At 37.9% G+C, this 18,733-nt stretch carries 20 protein-coding genes; 13 read left to right on the top strand and 7 right to left on the bottom strand.

Going from position 1 to position 18,733, the window contains the following annotated elements:
- Nucleotides 1-340: 340 nt before the first annotated feature.
- Both K8089_RS12530 and K8089_RS12525 read right to left on the bottom strand, forming a co-directional pair.
- On the bottom strand, nucleotides 341-1,351 hold the full coding sequence (locus K8089_RS12530) for a M28 family metallopeptidase (RefSeq protein ID WP_237603634.1): 1,011 nt from the start codon (nucleotides 1,349-1,351) through the stop codon (nucleotides 341-343).
- Between the two features lie 17 nt (nucleotides 1,352-1,368).
- Entirely contained in the window at nucleotides 1,369-1,701 is a 333-nt protein-coding gene (locus K8089_RS12525) for a hypothetical protein (RefSeq protein WP_237603633.1), read from the bottom strand.
- 141 nt (nucleotides 1,702-1,842) lie between these two features.
- Between K8089_RS12525 and K8089_RS12520 the strand changes: the two genes are divergently transcribed.
- The gene (locus K8089_RS12520; RefSeq protein WP_237603632.1) at nucleotides 1,843-3,228 is read left to right on the top strand and encodes an MBL fold metallo-hydrolase; all 1,386 of its coding nucleotides are present in this window, start codon (nucleotides 1,843-1,845) and stop codon (nucleotides 3,226-3,228) included.
- A gap of 91 nt (nucleotides 3,229-3,319) precedes the next feature.
- Here the strand turns inward: K8089_RS12520 and K8089_RS12515 are convergent, their stop codons facing one another.
- Entirely contained in the window at nucleotides 3,320-3,802 is a 483-nt protein-coding gene (locus K8089_RS12515) for a ferritin-like domain-containing protein (RefSeq protein WP_237603631.1), read from the bottom strand.
- A 191-nt stretch (nucleotides 3,803-3,993) separates the two neighbouring features.
- Here K8089_RS12515 and K8089_RS12510 point away from each other — a divergent pair, with 191 nt between their 5' ends.
- The 3 genes from K8089_RS12510 to K8089_RS12500 all read left to right on the top strand — a co-directional run bounded on the left by K8089_RS12510 (nucleotide 3,994) and on the right by K8089_RS12500 (nucleotide 5,964).
- Nucleotides 3,994-5,193: an NAD(P)/FAD-dependent oxidoreductase gene (locus tag K8089_RS12510; RefSeq protein WP_237603630.1), complete on the top strand. Its 1,200-nt coding sequence runs from the start codon at nucleotides 3,994-3,996 to the stop codon at nucleotides 5,191-5,193.
- Between the two features lie 27 nt (nucleotides 5,194-5,220).
- On the top strand, nucleotides 5,221-5,742 hold the full coding sequence (locus tag K8089_RS12505; protein WP_237603629.1) for a DUF421 domain-containing protein: 522 nt from the start codon (nucleotides 5,221-5,223) through the stop codon (nucleotides 5,740-5,742).
- A 78-nt stretch (nucleotides 5,743-5,820) separates the two neighbouring features.
- Complete coding sequence (locus K8089_RS12500) at nucleotides 5,821-5,964, top strand: hypothetical protein (protein WP_237603628.1); 144 nt, start codon at nucleotides 5,821-5,823, stop codon at nucleotides 5,962-5,964.
- A 108-nt stretch (nucleotides 5,965-6,072) separates the two neighbouring features.
- On the opposite strand, the gene K8089_RS12495 is transcribed toward K8089_RS12500, so the two are convergent.
- The 3 genes from K8089_RS12495 to K8089_RS12485 all read right to left on the bottom strand — a co-directional run bounded on the left by K8089_RS12495 (nucleotide 6,073) and on the right by K8089_RS12485 (nucleotide 7,884).
- Complete coding sequence (locus K8089_RS12495; RefSeq protein WP_237603627.1) at nucleotides 6,073-6,549, bottom strand: hypothetical protein; 477 nt, start codon at nucleotides 6,547-6,549, stop codon at nucleotides 6,073-6,075.
- A gap of 92 nt (nucleotides 6,550-6,641) precedes the next feature.
- Nucleotides 6,642-7,205 (bottom strand): adenylosuccinate lyase, encoded by a 564-nt coding sequence (locus K8089_RS12490; RefSeq protein ID WP_237603626.1) that lies wholly within the window; start codon nucleotides 7,203-7,205, stop codon nucleotides 6,642-6,644.
- Nucleotides 7,206-7,212: 7 nt separating this feature from the next.
- Nucleotides 7,213-7,884 carry an SIR2 family NAD-dependent protein deacylase gene (locus tag K8089_RS12485; RefSeq protein WP_237603625.1) on the bottom strand — a complete coding sequence of 224 codons (672 nt, stop codon included), beginning with the start codon at nucleotides 7,882-7,884 and terminating at the stop codon, nucleotides 7,213-7,215.
- Nucleotides 7,885-8,055: 171 nt separating this feature from the next.
- On the opposite strand from K8089_RS12485, the gene K8089_RS12480 reads away from it, so the two are divergent.
- The 8 genes from K8089_RS12480 (at nucleotide 8,056) to K8089_RS12445 (ending at nucleotide 16,869) form a co-directional block, all read left to right on the top strand.
- Complete coding sequence (locus K8089_RS12480; RefSeq protein ID WP_237603624.1) at nucleotides 8,056-8,709, top strand: TrmH family RNA methyltransferase; 654 nt, start codon at nucleotides 8,056-8,058, stop codon at nucleotides 8,707-8,709.
- Nucleotides 8,710-8,806: 97 nt separating this feature from the next.
- A complete protein-coding gene (locus K8089_RS12475) occupies nucleotides 8,807-9,379 on the top strand; it encodes a non-canonical purine NTP diphosphatase (RefSeq protein ID WP_237603623.1) in 573 nt (190 codons plus the stop codon).
- A 268-nt stretch (nucleotides 9,380-9,647) separates the two neighbouring features.
- Nucleotides 9,648-11,468 carry a DEAD/DEAH box helicase gene (locus K8089_RS12470; RefSeq protein ID WP_237603622.1) on the top strand — a complete coding sequence of 607 codons (1,821 nt, stop codon included), beginning with the start codon at nucleotides 9,648-9,650 and terminating at the stop codon, nucleotides 11,466-11,468.
- Between the two features lie 139 nt (nucleotides 11,469-11,607).
- Entirely contained in the window at nucleotides 11,608-12,228 is a 621-nt protein-coding gene (locus K8089_RS12465; protein ID WP_237603621.1) for a GNAT family N-acetyltransferase, read from the top strand.
- A gap of 24 nt (nucleotides 12,229-12,252) precedes the next feature.
- Nucleotides 12,253-13,017, top strand: coding sequence for a carboxypeptidase-like regulatory domain-containing protein (locus K8089_RS12460; RefSeq protein ID WP_237603620.1), 765 nt, complete (start codon nucleotides 12,253-12,255; stop codon nucleotides 13,015-13,017).
- 67 nt (nucleotides 13,018-13,084) lie between these two features.
- Nucleotides 13,085-14,446: an aldehyde dehydrogenase gene (locus K8089_RS12455; RefSeq protein ID WP_237603619.1), complete on the top strand. Its 1,362-nt coding sequence runs from the start codon at nucleotides 13,085-13,087 to the stop codon at nucleotides 14,444-14,446.
- Nucleotides 14,447-14,525: 79 nt separating this feature from the next.
- Nucleotides 14,526-16,172, top strand: a complete 1,647-nt coding sequence (locus K8089_RS12450; RefSeq protein WP_237603618.1) for a T9SS type A sorting domain-containing protein — start codon at nucleotides 14,526-14,528, stop codon at nucleotides 16,170-16,172.
- Between the two features lie 13 nt (nucleotides 16,173-16,185).
- Nucleotides 16,186-16,869: a 2'-5' RNA ligase family protein gene (locus K8089_RS12445; protein ID WP_237603617.1), complete on the top strand. Its 684-nt coding sequence runs from the start codon at nucleotides 16,186-16,188 to the stop codon at nucleotides 16,867-16,869.
- 146 nt (nucleotides 16,870-17,015) lie between these two features.
- Here the strand turns inward: K8089_RS12445 and K8089_RS12440 are convergent, their stop codons facing one another.
- Nucleotides 17,016-17,642 carry an SDR family oxidoreductase gene (locus K8089_RS12440; protein ID WP_237603616.1) on the bottom strand — a complete coding sequence of 209 codons (627 nt, stop codon included), beginning with the start codon at nucleotides 17,640-17,642 and terminating at the stop codon, nucleotides 17,016-17,018.
- Between the two features lie 203 nt (nucleotides 17,643-17,845).
- Here K8089_RS12440 and K8089_RS12435 point away from each other — a divergent pair, with 203 nt between their 5' ends.
- Nucleotides 17,846-18,727, top strand: coding sequence for an SDR family oxidoreductase (locus tag K8089_RS12435; protein ID WP_237603615.1), 882 nt, complete (start codon nucleotides 17,846-17,848; stop codon nucleotides 18,725-18,727).
- Nucleotides 18,728-18,733 lie beyond the last annotated feature (6 nt).

The raw sequence follows: 18,733 nt of genomic DNA, 5'->3' as shown, positions 1-18,733 counted from the left end.
GTTTCTAAAAGCTAGGGGAACGGCCAACCGGGTGAGAAGTTTATCCTGAGCGGAGCCGAAGGGAACCCGGTCTTCCACCCAAAAACAAAGCCTTTTCTTAATTGGAGAGGCTTTTTTTGTTTCTAAAAGCTAGGGTAACGGCCAACCGGGTGAAAAGTTTATCCTGAGCGGAGCCGAAGGGAACCCGGTCTTCCACCCACAAACAAAGTCTTTCCTTAATTGGAGAGGCTTTTTTTGTGACTTCATTTATTTTCGAAAGGTTATTTTTAGATAACAATTATTCAAAAAAAATTCTCCCTTTTTGAGGAAGAATTTTTCAAATCAATTTTTCAAATACATCTTATTTCTGATCTACTACTATTCTGTTTTCGCGATTGGCAATTTTCCAAGCAGTATGAAATATTAACTTGGTGCGTTTTGCTAATAAGTCGTATTCAATTTTATCTGGCGTATCGGTAATTTTGTGATAATCTTCGTGAACGCCATTGAAATAGAAAATTATCGGCACATCGTTTTTTGCAAAATTATAATGGTCACTTCGGTAATAAAAACGGTTTGGATCGTTTGGATCGTCATATTTATAATCCAACTCCAAATGTGTGTATTTATCGTTCATAGCGCTGGAAACATCCTGCAATTCCTGACTCAATTTATTGCTTCCTATTAAATAGATGTAATTTGGATTGTCTATTTTATCGGGATCAATTCTGCCAATCATATCTATATTTAAATTACAAACCGTGTTTTCCAACGGAAATAAAGGGTTTTCGGTGTAATAACGCGAGCCGTAAAGACCTATTTCTTCACCGGTAACGTGCAGAAATAGAATCGACCTTTTTGGCGGATGTCCATCTTTTACAGCTTGCTTAAAGGCTTGGGCGATTTCCATAATAGCGACAGTACCACTGCCGTCGTCATCGGCGCCATTAAAAACATTACCACTGTTATCAACGCCAACGTGGTCTAAATGCGCAGAGATTACAATAATTTCTTCGGGTTTTTCGGAACCTTTAATAAAAGCCACTACATTTTCAGTTTCCTGCGGATCTCTTCGACCTTCAAAAAAAGTAGCGGGAATGTATTGGTAATAATCTTCAGTTCCCGGAGCGGCGGCAATTCCTTCTTTTTTGTAAAAATCACGGATAAATTCTGCTGCCATTTTCTGACCTTTAGAGCCAGTCATTCGGCCTTCCATTTCGTCACCGGCGTACACGTACAAAAGGTCTTTAAGTTCCTGTGCGGTTATTGAATTTGCGTATTGAACGCTTTTATCTTTTGAATCGATAGTTTTCTGTGCAGAATTGCAAGAAAATATTAACGAGGAAATTGCTGCAATAAATAAAATTTTCATAGCTATATTAACTGGGGTTATTCAAATGAAGTGAGTTCGTAATCCTGAGGTGCGAGGCCACCTTCACCTACTTTTTTATAATTAAAGGTGTGGGTTTTAACTATTTCGTTACCATCGCGGTCTTGCGATTTAATAGTTACTTTAACCAAATAAGTTACGCCGATAGAACCTTCTCCCGTTTCGGTTTCGGTTACATCAATATTTTCGTCGCTAAATTTTGTGCCTTCGGGAAGTTGTAATTTCTCAATAGCATCTTTTTTAGCTAATTCGCGAATTACTTCTTCCTGTTTGTTCTCTGTTGAACAAGAAGCAATAAGTACCGTTAATAGGATAAACATTAGTTTTTTCATAATTGATTTTTTAGGTTAACGGGTAAAGATAAAATAAGTTAGAAGTCTAAATGCAAAAGTTATGTGAAAAAGGACACTTTGAATTCTGAGGTTTTATTTTTGGGAGATACTATCGTTATATTTGCCAAAAACAGAAAAATAATGAAGGTAGAACAAATTTATACCGGATGCCTTTCGCAAGGTGCATATTATATTGAAAGCAACGGCGAAGTGGCCATAATTGATCCTTTGCGTGAAACCAAGCCATATTTGGACCGCGCCAAAAACGACAACGCAACAATTAAGTATATTTTTGAAACTCACTTTCACGCAGATTTTGTGAGTGGACATATAACGCTAGCCCAACAAACTGGTGCTGAAATAGTATACGGCCCGCTCGCAAATCCTACTTTTAAAACATTAATTGCGAAGGATGGTGAAGTATTTAAGCTTGGCAACGTAACAATTACTGCATTGCACACGCCCGGACATACCATGGAAAGTACGACCTATTTACTTAAAGATGAAAGCGGAAAAGATTATGCAATCTTTAGTGGCGACACCCTGTTTTTGGGCGATGTGGGCCGTCCCGATTTGGCGCAGAAAGCCAATGAAATGACGCAGGAAGATTTAGCGGGAATTTTGTTTGACAGCCTTCGTGATAAAATTATGCCGCTGGCAGACGATGTAATTGTGTACCCCGCACACGGCGCTGGTTCTGCCTGTGGAAAAAATATGATGAAGGAAACTGTTGACACTTTAGGGAATCAAAAAAGAATGAATTACGCTCTTCGGGAAAATATGACTCGAAACGAGTTTATAAAAGAAGTAACCGATGGATTGGCACCGCCGCCGCTATACTTCCCAATGAACGTAAAATTGAACCGTGAAGGTTACACCAATTTTAATGAAGTTGTAGCACAAGGCACTACACCGTTAAATCCTGAGGTATTTGAACGGTTGGCAAATGAAACTGATGCTGTAATTTTAGATGTTCGTCATCAAAAAGATTATATAAACGCACATATTCCGCGATCTATATTTATAGGTTTAGACGGGGGATTTGCACCTTGGGTTGGCGCGTTATTGGCCAATGTGGAACAAAAAATATTGCTGGTAGTTTCACCAGGAAGAGAAGAAGAAGCCATAACCAGATTGTCCAGAGTTGGTTTTGATAGCACTTTGGGCTTTTTAAATGGTGGCATTGAAGCTTGGAAAGAAGCCGGAAAGGAAATAGATACGTTGGAGTCTGTTGAAGCCGAAACATTCAAAGAAAAGCTAGAAAGCAACGTTCCTGTATTTGATGTTCGAAATGATGGCGAATATGCAGGAGCGCATTTGCCGATGGCTAAACTTACACCACTTGGATTTTTAAACGACTATTTAAACGATTTTCCAGAAGACGAAAAATGCTACATACACTGTGCTGGCGGCTACCGCTCCGTAATTGCTGCTTCTATTTTAAAGAGCCGCGGAATTCATAATGTAGTAGATGTGGCTGGCGGTTTTGCCGCAATTAAAAATGCAGGAATTCCAGTAGAGTCGTAATTTTTTGTAAAACACACTAAATCGGAAAGCCCCGAAACAATTAAGTTTCAGGGCTTTTTATCTTGCCTTTTTTCTTCTTCATAGTGCTGATTTAATCGGCATCGGCAAGATCTTCTAAAGTTTTTACGCGGTTAAGTGTGTTGTGAATTTCAGTCGCTTGTTTTTGTAGTACGCTTGAAATATTTGGAGGGAAGTTTTCCTCTTTTAATTTTTCATTATATTCATCCCAACTGGCTTTTTCGCCGCGAATACATTCTTCTAAAACTGCCTCATCGGTATTTCCGGCTACGGCACTTTTAATATCTATCCAAGTTCTGTGCAAATCGCCTGTAAAGCTGCCGCTCTCTTTTGGTGTTTCATTTAAACTTCTAATTTGATGATCAAGTTCCGTAGCAAAACGGTTGCGTTGTGCAGCTTGGTGCTTTAAAAACGTTTTTAGGTTGGTGCTCTTTGCGTCCTCCATCGCTTTGGTAAAACCTTTTTGAGCATCGTAATTTTTCTCTAACAATTCTTGAAGGTTATCTACAAGTTTGTCGTGGTTGTGTTCTTTAGCTTTTTCGTTTGTTGTTTTCATATACTTTATTTTTTCAATTTTCAATAAAACTAAATTTTAAGTTGGCAACATATTCTTATAAAATTCACAATTGAGATGTGTTTAACGTATTTCTTGAATAATTTTAAGAACTTCAACTGTAAAACATTAAATAAATATTAAAGTGAATTTACGAATGCTAAGATTTTCTAATTTTAAGAAAAGTTTCAACTATGGATGTTCGTTCTAACGAGCCGTTTTGGTTAATTAAAAATTCGCTATCACAGAGTTACCCGTCTCTAAAAGAGTCTATTTCATCTGACGTTTTAATAATTGGCGCTGGCATTACGGGAGCGCTTATCGCTTATCAACTCTTAAGAGAAGGCAAGAAAATTGTTGTTGTAGATCGTCGCGATGTGTGCAACGGGAGCACTGCTGCCAGTACTTCAATGTTGCAATATGAAATTGATGTTCCGCTTCATAAACTAATTGAGCAAGTTGGTCTTACGTGTGCGGTTTCAAGTTATCAAAATTGTAAAAAAGCTATTTTTCACTTAAGGGAAATTATAGATGAAGTAAAAAGCGATTGCGGTTTTCAACAGAAATATAGTGTGTATTTTACTTCGTCTAAAAAAGATGTCAGTTTTTTAAAAGACGAATTTGAAGCGCGTAAAGAACACGGTTTTAAGGTGAAATGGCTTTCAAAAAATGAATTGGAAAAACTTGGTTTAAAGGCGTACGCCGCAATTGAATCTGAAGCTGGGGCCGTGATGGATGTATATAAACTTGCAAATGATTTATTAACGTATTGTGCCAAACGAGGCGTTCAAATTTACGATAGAACCACTGTTAAAAGTTTAAAATTTGAAGAGCATAAAATTACAGCCAAAACCAATGCGGGTATTTTAATTGAGGTTGACGACGTTGTGCATTGCACCGGCTACGAAAGTGTCGAGACGATTAAAGAGAAAATAGTAGATTTAAAAAGTACGTTTGCTTTAGCTTCGGAAGCGTATGAAAACATTCCGAATGCTTTCAAAAAACATATTTACTGGAATACAGATTCGCCTTATTTGTATTTTAGAAGTACAAACGACGGGCGAATTGTAATGGGCGGTGGCGATAGCGATTTTAAAAATGCCACCCGTCGTGACGCTTTGCTTCCCAAAAAGGAAAAAGCATTGACTAAAAGTTTTTCGAAGTGTTTTCCCGAAATTCCATTCGTTGCAGATTATTCGTGGGCGGGTACTTTTGGCGAAACGAAGGACGGTTTGCCATATTTTGGGAAACCTGATCCTAATAAAAACGAACATTATATTTTGGGTTTTGGCGGCAACGGAATAACTTTTAGTGTAATGGGAATGGAAGCCATTGTAGATGCTATCAACAACACACCGCACCCTTATTTAGAATATTATAAATTTAATAGATAATACAAATTAATCTAAAACACCTAAAACATGGAAAAATGGTTTGAAGCATCCAACACCTCTTTATTAGCAATTGTACTTTCAGCTATAGGAATATATTTTGCCGTGATACTATTTACGCGATTGGCTGGTAAACGAAGTTTTTCAAAAATGAGCAGTTTTGATTTTGCTATGACTGTGGCTATTGGTTCGGTAATAGCAACTACGGTTTTATCAAAATCGGTGAGTCTATTACAAGGCATTGTGGGATTAGCGGCTGTGTATCTATTACAAATTTCGGTAGCGATGTTGCGTCGCTTTAAAATAGTACAAACCGTAATAGACAACCAACCGCTGCTTTTAATGGATGGTAGAGAAATACTTCACCATAATTTACGAAAGGCGAGGGTTACAGAGTCTGATCTACGGGCAAAATTGCGAGAAGCTAATGTTTTAGAACTTAACCAAATACGAGCTGTAATTTTTGAATCTACAGGCGATATTGCAGTTTTACACACCAATGATGAAAACATACAAGTTGAAGATTATCTGCTAAAAAATGTGCAGCGTTAAGTGTTAATTCTGTTTTAAAGTTTTGATTTACAGCATTGTGTTGTGTAACTTTTCACTTAAATAAAAAAAACAAATGTTATGAATAAATCAGAAAAAAATCTTGAACAGGAAAAACAAAGCAAGAAGGAGCAGGCAATAAATAAAAGCGCTACACAAGGCAAAGATATTAACCACCAAGTAAAGGAACGGAAGGAAAACCATCAACCGCGAGATACTGCATAGTATGTGCGTTTTACGAAAAAACCTCATAGCTCTTTAAAAGTTATGAGGTTTTTTTATTTACAAGTTGTAATTTAAAGCAAATTGATTTGAATCAATATCACTTTAAATCTAGGAGCCGCAACCGTAGTAATAATTAAAATCTTCCGCGGCTTTGGGTTTAATAGAAACTTTTACTTTGTGCGTATTCTTTTTGCTATTTGTAGGCGTTATACATTCTTCTTTTGTTAATAAAACTTCCATCAAAACGCGATGCGATGTAGCGATGTATTTAGTAGTATTCCCTGAAATTTCCGGTTCTGGAATCGGTGCGACAAAGGACCTAAGTGTTTCGCCCGGTGCTGTAAAATGAATTTGCCCACCTTTAAATTCTACTGTCCAAAACGGATCGGTTCCGCCGCCGCTAAAACTAAAGTCTTCGTTAATTTGGGTATGTTCGGCAACTGTATCTAACCGGTTTTCATTGTATTCCATTGTGGCTCGCGTTTCAGCAGGAGTGATGGGTTCGGTGGTTTTATTATTGGGTTCTTTGCAGGAAGCTGCAACAATTAAAGAGAAAATTGAAATAAGTAAAACTCTGTAATTCATTTTGGTAGTTTTTAAAGTTATGTAAAGCTAAAAAATATCGCGTTTTATAAAAAGCGATAAACTTAATTTTAACTTTTGTAAAAAGAAAAAGATTAAATGCGTTTTAAAATTTTTCGAGCTCGGGCTTGATACCCAGCACTTTTATTGGGCGCATTTTTTAGTAGAATATTTTTCAAATCGGGATATATCCATTTTTTGTCGTGATCCCATCCCAAATAGTAAAGGCATTGCATTGCCGGGGCTTGGCAGGCCACTTTCTGGTCTGTGATTAGCCAATCAAAACAACATTCGGTAATTATTTGTCTTTCGTTTTCATCTAGAACTTCTAAAACAATACCAAAGTCATGCATAAAATGGTAATGACAAAGCATTTCGCAAATTTTTGCACTTGATCGCAATGCAGAATCATTTTGTATATTGGGAAGTGCCTCAAAAAATAGATGCATATATTTAAAGAAGTTTTTTGCTTTATGCTTACAAATAACCTCTAGTACCCAAGCAGATTGAACCAATAACTCACTGTCTTCGGTAAAACACCACTGCAGCGTTTCACGCACATAATGTGGTTTCTTGGTTATCCATAAACCAATCTCCATTCGCTTAGCGCGGCTGCTGTCAACCTCCATTAATCTTTCTTTTAAATCTTCGGGCAACATAAAATTTCTATTGTAAAAGTTCAATAACCTTTGGAACGCCGGTAGAAGCTTTTTCAGCAAAAACCTTTATTCTTTTATTTTCAGAAATGGATGGATTTGGATCGACAAAATATATTTTTGCTTGTGGTTTTGAATATTGCACCAACCCAGCTGCGGGATAAACAACCATGGAGGTGCCAACAATAATTATTGCATCTGCTTTTTCAACTACTTGGGCAGCGGTTTCAATTAATGGAACCATTTCGCCAAACCAAACAATATGTGGACGCAGTTGATGGTTGTGTTCACATAAATGACCGAGATTTAAATCGTCCTTCCAATCTAAAACTAAGTTTTCATCATAAGTGCTTCTCGCTTTTAGCAATTCGCCGTGAAGATGAATAACATTTGTACTGCCCGCTCTTTCGTGCAAATCGTCTACGTTTTGGGTGATGATTGTTACGTCGTGTTTTTTCTCAAGTTTTGCCAAAGCAAAATGCGCAGCGTTGGGTTTTACGGTTAAAAGTTGTCTTCGGCGTTGGTTGTAAAATGCTAGCACCGCCGCCGGATTGCGCTTAAAACCTTCGGGCGAGGCAACTTCCATAACGTCGTGCCCCTCCCAAAGTCCGTTGCTATCCCTAAAAGTTTTTATACCGCTTTCAGCGCTTACGCCGGCACCTGTTAACACTGCTATTTTCATTTTTAAAATATTTAGTGACTAAGTTATTCAAAATTGCCCATTTTTGAAACAAACCATTAAACTAATAACTTTTATCTTAGCCGAATCATTAATGAAATTGAAATCGAAATTGAAAGCGAAAACAATTTTAAAAAAACTGTTCATTACCAATAACCCAACAACCCTTTACCCTTGGATTTAGAATTATTAAAACACTTAGAAACCTATCTAACCGAGCGCAGAAAAGACCGCTTTAAAAAGGTGCTTTCCGAGCGGACGCGCCATTTTACGGTAGTTACCGAAGACGTTTACCAACTTCACAACACCAGCGCAGTAATGCGTACTTGTGATGTTTTTGGTATTCAAGATTTGCACGTTGTTGAGGAAAAAGTGAGCAAGCGGATTGATAAAGAAATTGCAATGGGCGCGCAAAAGTGGGTCAATTTTAAACGATACCATTCCATAAACGATTGCATAAAAACTTTGAAAAACTCTGGTTATCAAATTATCGCTACTACGCCACACGATAATTCTACGATGTTGCACGAATTTGACGTTTCAAAAAAGAGTGCATTTTTCTTCGGAAAAGAGAGCGACGGATTGAGTGATACGGTGATGAATGCAGCCGATGGATTTTTAAAAATACCGATGTATGGTTTTACGGAGAGTTTAAATATTTCGGTTTCCGCAGCAATAATATTACAAAGTGTAGTTTCAAAATTGAAACAGAGCGACGTAAAATGGCAGCTTTCCGAAGAAGAAAAACCTGAAATTGAAATGGAGTGGATTAAAAGAACGATTAAGGCCTCGGATGAGATAATTGAGCGATATAAAAATTCCAAATAACAAAAACCAAATCACAAATAAAATGCTCCAAATTTCAATGTTCAAAATTCAAGATATTCATCTTTTATCTCATGTCTAAAATCTAACATCTAAATAAATGAAACTCGTCTTCGCCACCCACAACAAAAATAAATTTGCCGAAGTAAAAGCAATGCTACCGCACTACATTGAATTACTTAGTTTAGACGCTATTGGCTGCAATGAAGATATTGCCGAAACAGCCGAAACCATTGAAGGTAACGCAATTTTAAAAGCAAATTACGTTCGCAGAAATTACAATTTAAACTGCTTTGCCGACGATACAGGTTTGGAAGTTAAATCCTTGAATAACGAACCAGGTGTTTACAGTGCCCGATATGCAGGGGCTTCGAATGACTCCAATGCAAATATTCAAAAACTGCTAAAAAACCTTGAAGAAAAAGAAGACCGAAGTGCTCGCTTTAAAACAGCAATTGCACTTAATTTGGAACACGAAGACATTATGTTTCTGGGTATTTGCGAAGGCGAAATAACCGCAGAGCTCCGCGGCGAGTCTGGCTTTGGTTACGACCCAGTTTTTCAACCTAAAGGCTTCCAGAAAACATTTGCCGAAATGACACTTCAACAAAAAAGCGAAATAGGCCATCGCGGCAAAGCGATGCGCCAATTGATAGAATACCTTTCAAAATAAGTAACAATAGATTGTTGCAGTGTACCGTATTAGCCCTCAAAGGCTTTAAAAACCTTTGGGGCTTTTTTATTTTCAAAAAAAACGTTAACAGTTGCTTTTTAATAAAAACTTTAACTTACTTTTGCGCCCTTGAAAAATACGAGGTTTATTAACTTCTTGTTTCAAGGAAAATTCCTCAGGGTGAGGAGTGTTATAGTGAAGCTGTCCGTTTTTTATATGTCCAGTCGCTTCCCGTTAGCACACATATAAAAATATATTTCACAAAAAAATGACAGCATTTAAAGCACTTGGCTTAGAAGAGCATCTTCTAAAAGCCATCGCCGACATGGGTTTTGAAACTCCGTCGGAAGTACAAGAAAAAGCAATCCCAATTCTTTTAGATCGCGAGACCGACATGGTTTCGTTAGCCCAAACAGGAACAGGAAAAACCGCAGCATTTGGTTTTCCAATGTTGCAAAAAATTGACGTTAATAGCCGAACTACGCAAGGCCTTATCCTTTCGCCAACGCGCGAACTTTGTCTTCAAATTACAAATGAAATGACAGCTTATGGCAAGTATATGCCAGGACTAAACGTTACTGCAATTTACGGTGGTGCGAGTATCACCGATCAAGCACGTCAAATTAAAAAAGGGGCGCAGATTATTGTTGCAACGCCAGGCCGAATGAAAGATATGATTGGCCGTGGAATGATTGATATTTCAAAAATTGAATACTGCGTACTCGATGAGGCAGACGAGATGCTCAACATGGGTTTTTACGAAGACATTACCGAGATTCTTTCGCATTCGCCTAAAGATAAAAGCACGTGGCTTTTTAGCGCAACCATGCCAAAAGAAGTTTCTACCATTGCAAAAAAGTTTATGCACACACCGGTAGAAATAACCGTTGGAACCAAAAACGTAGGTTCAGATCAAGTTTCGCACGAGTATTATCTTGTTAATGCACGCGACCGGTACAATGCCTTAAAGCGTTTGGCAGATGCAAATCCCGATATTTTTTCAGTAATTTTCTGTAGAACAAAACGCGATACCCAAAAAGTTGCCGAACAACTTATTGACGATGGATACAATGCCGCTGCACTGCACGGAGATTTAAGTCAGAGTCAACGCGATACGGTAATGAAGTCTTTCCGTAATCGTCAAATTCAAATGTTAGTTGCTACAGACGTTGCTGCGCGCGGCATTGACGTAGACGATATTACCCACGTAATCCACTACCAACTCCCAGACGAAACGGAGGTATATACCCACCGTAGCGGTCGTACGGGACGCGCCGGAAAAACTGGGGTTTCTATGGTTATTGTTTCAAAAAGTGAAGTGCGAAAAATTCACACAATTGAAAAAATGATTCAAAAGAAGTTTGTGTCAAAAGAAATCCCTTCTGGGATGGAAATTTGCGAAGTCCAAATGTTTCACTTGGCAAATAACATAAAAGACACCAAAATAAATCCAGAGATTAACCCATACCTTCCAAATATAAATGAGGTATTGGCAGATTTTTCAAAAGAAGACCTTATCAAAAAAATGTTTTCGGTTGAATTTACACGTTTCTTAAATTATTACAAGAACAGTAAAGATTTAAATATTTCTGGAGACCGTAGTTTTTCTGATGAGGGTTCAAAAGACAGCACACGTTATTTTGTAAATATAGGCAACAAAGACGATTTCGATTGGATGAGTTTAAAAGATTTCCTTCGCGATTTACTTCAGTTGGGGAAAGACGATGTGTATAAAGTTGATGTAAAAGACAGTTTCTCTTTCTTTAATACGGATACGAAACACCAAGAATTGGTGATGGGTATTTTTAAAGACTTTAAACTGGACGGACGCCAAATAAATGTTGAAATTTCAAAAGATACAGGTCGCGGCGGAAGAAGCAGTGGCGGCGGTAGAGACCGTGGGAAAAGAAGAGGCGACCGAAGCGGCAGTGACCGAGGAGGTGATCGTGGCGACAGAAAAAAAGGATTCAAAAAACGCAGCTCAAGTTTTAGCGGCGGAGGTAAACCAGCTTTTAAAGGTAAAAGTCGCCGGAGTCCTGATCGCCCAGACTCAAAAGGTACAGGTGGCAGACGCAGAAGAAAAGCATAATTTTATTGCCAAGGCTTAAAATTGAAACCTTTTCCATATTAAATTTTTTAGCTCCAAAAGATTAAACTTTCGTTCAACTTTTGAGTCTATATAAGTATATTTACGGGCCCTAATTTGAGGCCCGTTTTTATTCAGCTTTATGAAAACCTTCAACTTTCTGCAGGAATATATATTAGAAAACGAGCGTGTGCAATTGCGTCCGCTACACGACAGCGACCTTGAAGCAATACTGTATTTTGCTGATAATGAGCCAGAAATTTGGACTTTTTCGCAGCAATCTGCAAATGGTTTAAAAAATTTAAAAACTTATTTGTCAACAGCTTTAAACGGAAGAAAAGCAAAAACAGCCTACCCTTTTATAGTTTTTGATAAACGCACACAACAAATTGCTGGCAGCACGCGTTTTTACGATTTTCAGAAAACTCACAACACAGTTCAGTTGGGTTATACTTGGTATGGCAAAAATTTTCAGGGCACGGGAATTAACAAAGAATGTAAAATGCTCATGCTCCAATTTGCATTTGAAGAATTGAATTTAGACCGTGTAGAATTTCGTGCAGATGCTAAAAATACCCGCAGTATTGCAGCCATGAAAAGTATTGGTTGCACGGTTGAAGGTATTTTAAGAAACAATTGTGCCGCTCCAAATGGCAGACGCGATAGCATTGTTTTAAGTATTTTAAAAGATGAATGGTTTGGGGGAGTTAAAGAAAAATTGAAAGCTAAAATTGAAAAAGAAAGAATCACTTATTCCCAGTGAAATTTTCTGTATATTAAACTTTATATGAAAAAATATTTTCTCCTCATAACGCTTGTGTTTTTTGTAGCAATTTCAACTGCACAAGAAAACCACACTATAAAAGGAACGGTAATGAACGATGCCGATGACGCCATTTTGGAAAATGTAAACATAGTAAACTTAAACCAAGTAAAAGGAACTACCACTAACGAAAAAGGAGAGTTCGCAATTAAAGCTGCTGTAAATGATACGCTCTATTTTTCGTACCTGGGTTTTAAATCGTTGCGGGTGCGCGTTACAAACGACTGGTTAAAATTTGGCGATATAAAAGTAAAAATGACCGAGCTGGGTATTGCGCTGGAAGAAGTAGTTGTAAAACCTGTGCAACTTACTGGCTATGTAGAAATTGACGCAAAACTCATTCCTATATACGATAATTACCGATACCGAATTTCGGGACTTAGCTCTGGATACGAAGGCGGAAGCAATCAACCAGGCGCGGTAAGTAAAGTTTTAAGTTCTATTTTTAATCCTGCCGATTTTCTGTATAACGTTTTTGGGAAACGACCACGACAGATGAAAAAACTTCGCAAAATGAAGGAAGATGACGAAATTAGAAACCTGCTGCAAAGCAAATTCGACCGCGAAACATTAATGGCTGTTTTGCAATTAGAACGGCCCGATATAGATGAAATTTTAAATAAATGTAACTATTCTAAAAATTTTATTCGCACTGCGAACGATTTGCAAATTCTCGATGCAATTAGCGTTTGCTATGAAGAATACAAAATACTAAATCGCGAAAAATAGCAACTTTTCTTTATTTTTTAACAACAATCAATATCTTTAAAAGTATTTTTAAGGAAAATTGATTTTTATGAAAGAAATTGTCAATAAGCAACGTACATTTTTTAATACCCACGCTACCAAAAACATTCAATTTAGAAGAAAACAACTAAAAACGCTTCAACAAGCCTTAAAGCAAAATGAAGCGGCAATGCACGAAGCTATTTATAAAGACTTTAAAAAGTCTGAATTCGATAATTATTCTACCGAAATTTCGCTGCTTTATAAAGATATTAAAGAAGCTAGAATAAATGTTTTTAAGTGGGCTCGAAGAAAAAACGTTTCTACGGGAATCCTTAATTTTCCTGCTTCCAGTTTTATCATTCCAGAGCCTTTAGGCGTTTGTTTAGTTATTGGCGCGTGGAATTATCCGTATCAGCTTTCCTTAGCTCCTGTAATTGCAGCAATTGCCGCCGGAAATACTGTTGTTTTAAAACCCAGTGAATTGCCTTCGCACACTGCAGCCTTAATGGCAAAAATTGTAAAAGAGCATTTTGATCCGTCTTTTTTCACAGTAATCGAGGGAGGAGTAGATGAAACCCAGGAATTATTAAAGCAGAAATTCAACAAAATATTCTTTACCGGAAGTTCCAAAGTGGGCAAGATAGTTTACAAAGCCGCCGCTGAAAATTTAACGCCTGTAACCTTAGAATTAGGTGGAAAGAGCCCAGCAATTGTTACTGAAAATTGTAATCTTAAAATCTCTGTTAAACGGTTAGTTTGGGGAAAATTCCTTAACGCTGGTCAAACCTGCATTGCGCCAGACTATGTACTGGTTCATAAAAGCATTGAAAAGAAATTTTTAGAGCAAACCAAACAAGAAATTATTAGTCAGCATTTTGCTTATGAAAACGATAATTATCTTCAAATTATAAACAACCGAAACTTTGAACGACTCACAGAAATGATTGATTCAAAAAAAATATATTTTGGAGGTGAAACAAATCCCGATACCCGATACATTCAACCTACGGTTATGCAGCACGTAACTTTAGATGATGCTGTTATGCAGGAAGAAATCTTTGGTCCAATACTCCCAGTTATTCCGTATGACACAATTGAAGAAGCGATTTCAATTGTAAATAGCTTACCGAAACCATTATCGTGTTATGTATTTACCAAAAGCGATTCGGTAAAAAAGAAAGTTTTAAAGGAAATTTCATTTGGCGGAGGCGCAATAAACGATACCGTAATGCATATAACAAATTCCAATCTGCCCTTTGGCGGCGTGGGCCATAGCGGCATGGGCAATTATCACGGCGAAGCCGGCTTCAAGGCATTTACACATTACAAAAGTGTGATGGATAAACCTACTTGGCTGGATCCCTCAATTCGCTATTATCCGCACACGCCTTTTAGATTGAAGTTGATGCGTTGGTTGCTGAGACTTTAATTTAAACGCTGTCGGACTTGTTACTCCCATTTTTTTAATTTTCACTAACTTACAAAGCAGAATCAAAAACGCACTCTCAATGAAAAAGCTTTACATATTCCTATTAATTTTTAGCACGCAATTGGTTTTCGCGCAAATACGTTTTCAGAATATTCCTGAAAACGCAATATATCCTGAAAGCAGAGCAATTGAAACAATTACGGCAAACATAGCCTATCAAGGTTACGAAGAAACCCAAGCTTACTTTGGACAAGGGGAATATGAAATTTTTTTAGACAATGTTGATGGCGTTTTAGACAATCCAATCATTATTCTCGACGGGTTTGATCCGGGAGACTCTCGCGGTATTCCCGGCCTTTACGCGAGCCTAAGTTTTGGCGGACAAAATATGGCAGATATCCTTCGCGATGAGGGTTTTGATATTGTAATTCTCAATGCTCCAGTTTATACCACCGATGGGAAAACCATAGACGGCGGCGGCGATTATATTCAACGAAATGCGATGGTTTTAATAGCAATGATACAGCAGTTGAAGGCAGATAAAGTTGGCGATAACGAGCTTGTCGTTCTCGGTCCAAGTATGGGTGGGCTTATTGCGCGCTACGCACTTTCGTATATGGAAAACAATACTTTAGACCCCGAAACACGTCTTTATATTTCGTTTGATTCGCCACATCGCGGTGCAAACATTCCAATAAGTCTTCAGTATTTAATTAATTATTTTGCGCAACAAGTAGGCGATGCTACAGCGCAACAAGTTGTTGATCAATTGCTCAATTCGCCAGCAGCTAAAGAAATGCTTACAGATCATTTACTCGGCCATCTTTTAGCGGGTTCAACTTATGAGCAAGATCCAACCAAATTATTGCCTATGGGCGCCCCGGGTTTTAGAAACGAATTTCAAGCAGAGCTCGATGCGCTTGGTTTTCCAAATTCTGTGCGTAACGTTACAATGATTAATGGCGCTGGCAATGGAACAACCACCGGCAGTCCGGGAATTACCATTGTGGATACAAACCTGCAAATTGACGCTTTTACAGATGTAGATGTAGCGCTCAAATTTACACCTGCGGCCAGCCAAACCAACACAGTTACCGATGTAACCGTAAACTTTTTTGGAGCTCCAATAGATACCTTTCAAACTACGGCGCAGTCAACTAACAATAGTGATGGCGTAGATAGCGCACCGGGTGGCACCGGTAGTATTAGCGATGCACTTGGCGATGGTGGCGGTAACCAAGTTTTAATAGATTTTATCAACGCCCTGCAACAAGATTTGTATAGTTTTATTCCCACCATGAGTGCCTTGGCGATTGATAATCCAGACTGGTTTGCAATTCCAAATTTAAGCGATTCTCCTTTTGTAAATTTTTACATTCCAACCGAAAATGAGGACCACGTAACCGTAACTGCAGCGAGTGCTCAATTTGCTTTAGATGAAATAAGAAATGGGGTAATGTCGGTTGGCGAAAATCAATTTTTGAATCAATTTATACTTGCGCAAAACCCTGTTCAAAATAATATTCAAATTGTAATTCCGAATAATGTTTCAGTAAAAAAACTAACTACTACGGTTTTCAGCATCACGGGTCAAAAATTGATGCATCAAACTTGGACGAATGCAAACGGCAAACTCACTTGGAATCACAATCTTTCAACTGGAATTTACTTTTTGAAACTGCAACATGGTGCGTCAGTCCAAACCATAAAAATGATTGTTGAATAAACGCTTTTTTATAATGAAGAAATTTGTAATCGCCGCTGCTATTGGCTTCGGACTGTTTTCGTGCACTCCAAAGAAGGAAAACGTAATTGCAGTAGATGTGTTGTTAATCCCTTCGGAAGAAATGTATGCGCAATCGCTTCAGCTTAATTCTTTTATAAATAAGAACAATCCTGAAACCATTAAACTCGATAAAAATCACGTGCCACATATAACATTGTTGCAGTGTTTTATAAACGAAAGCGATTTACCGAAAGTGAATAAAGCGTTGGCAGGTTTATTTGAAGATATAAAAAATCACGATTTAAAAGCTGAAAGCCTTTTCTATTACGAAGAAAAAGAAGCAAGTTTCTCGATGATTCGCATTGAAAATTCAACGCCATTAATGGATATTCACAAAAAATCTATCGCACTGTTAAAACCTTTTATAGTGAAAAATGGCTCTGAAAATTCTTTTGTTCCAAACCCCGATGGAAGTGCAATCAGTGAGTCTACAGTAACCTATGTGCCTGCTTTCATTGAAAAATATAGTTACGAAAATTTCGATCCGCACATAAGTCTCGGCGTTGCAGAAGTTAGTCTTTTGGATAATCTTACAGTGTATGTATTTAAACCAATTCATTTTAAGGCAACATCGGTTAGCTTGTACCAATTGGGCGATCACGGCACTGCTCAAAAGCTACTTTGGCAATCTGAATAATTGCAAAACTACAATCGATTGGTTAGGTCGAGCGCAGTCGTGACCTTTTGGTAAATGGGAGTTTTGAGTGCTCAACGGCAGCCGGGTGGACATTCCAAGCAAATTGTAAACAGCTTCATTTTTATACCCGCCATTTTAAAAACTTTTTAAATTTTCTCAAGTGCAGCTTTAATGAAAGTTTCACCTTTTAAAATTTCAAAAGATTTATTTTTTGCTACCGAATCTTCCAACGAACCAACCAAGGTTTCGGCAACATCACGGCGGGGTATTTCGCCACTTTTATTTAGTTTGTTGTCAATTTCAATTTTACCATTTCCCTCGTTATTGGTTAAAGCACCCGGACGAACAATAGCATATTCTAAACCCGACTGCTTTAAATGTTCATCGGCATTGTGTTTTGCTTCGAGATAATCCTTTAAGTCTGAAGCTTCTTCAGGGTTGTCGGCGCCCATCGAGCTTAGCATTACAAACTTTTTCACATTAGATTCCTTTGCGGCATCAATTAATTTTTTTGCGCCTTCTTGGTCAACTTCTTTCACGTTTTTACCACCCGAACCAGCGGCAAAAATTACGCGGTCAATTCCTTTTGTGGTTTCGCTCACATCCTTTTCAAGATCGGCAAGTATGGTTTGCACGCCTTCATTTTTAAAGTGCGACACTTGTTCCGCTTTCCGCACCATTGCAATAGGTTCGAATTTATCTGAATTTTTTAAAATTGAAATTATTTTTTTTCCGGTGGTGCCGTTTGCACCTGCAACTAATATTTTTTCCATAGTTTCAAGATAAGGCACTTTTAAACGACATAAATGCAATTTCACATCCTTTAACCTTTCAAAATCTGTAATTTGTTATTTCATTAACAAGAGAAACACACGCTTAAAATGGACGATTGATTTTTGAAGTGTAGCTATTTCTTCACAACTAATTATTCAGTCATAATTTTACTGCTTATCTTTACGGTCAAACAAATTATTCTATGGATTACACTGCAAAAATGCTTCGCGACGATGCACTTAAAGGAAAAACAATAGTCGTAACAGGCGGCGGAAGCGGTCTAGGAAAGGCAATGACAACTTATTTTTTAGAGTTGGGCGCCAATGTTGTTATTACGTCTCGAAATCTTGAAAAGCTTCAAACTGTAAAAAAAGAACTTGAAGCAACTACCGGTGGCAAAGTGTTGCCACTACAATGCGATGTTCGAAATTACGATGAGGTTGAAGCAATGGTGGAAGCTTCGGTAAAGGAATTTGGCAGTGTCGATGTTTTATTAAATAATGCTGCTGGTAATTTTATTTCGCCAACCGAAAGACTTTCAGCAAATGCTTTTGATACTATTATAGACATTGTTTTAAAAGGAACAAAAAACTGTACACTTGCATTTGGAAAACATTGGATAGAGCAAAAAGAAACCAATAAAACGGTTTTAAATATAGTTACAACCTATGCGTTCACCGGTTCGGCTTATGTGGTTCCAAGCGCAACAGCAAAAGCCGGCGTTTTAGCAATGACGCGCTCTTTGGCGGTTGAATGGGCAAAATACGGCATTCGTTTTAACGCAATTGCTCCGGGTCCGTTCCCAACAAAAGGCGCGTGGGATAGACTATTGCCTGGCGATTTAAAAGAAAAGTTTGACCCATCTAAAAAAGTACCTGTAAAACGTGTGGGTGAACACCAAGAACTTGCAAATCTTGCGGCGTATTTGGTTTCAGATTTTTCAGCCTATATCAACGGCGAAGTTGTTGTCATTGACGGAGGCGAATGGCTTCAGGGTGCGGGACAAATGAACCAACTTGAAGCAGTGCCTCAACAAATGTGGGATATGCTAGAGGCGATGATTCGTGAAAAGAAAACTAAGTAAAATTGC

Source organism: Aequorivita vitellina, assembly GCF_022008365.1.
GTDB classification, from domain to species: Bacteria; Bacteroidota; Bacteroidia; order Flavobacteriales; family Flavobacteriaceae; genus Aequorivita; species Aequorivita vitellina.
Note: the sequence above shows the minus strand (reverse complement) of the source record. Positions and strands in the feature narration are given on the sequence as shown.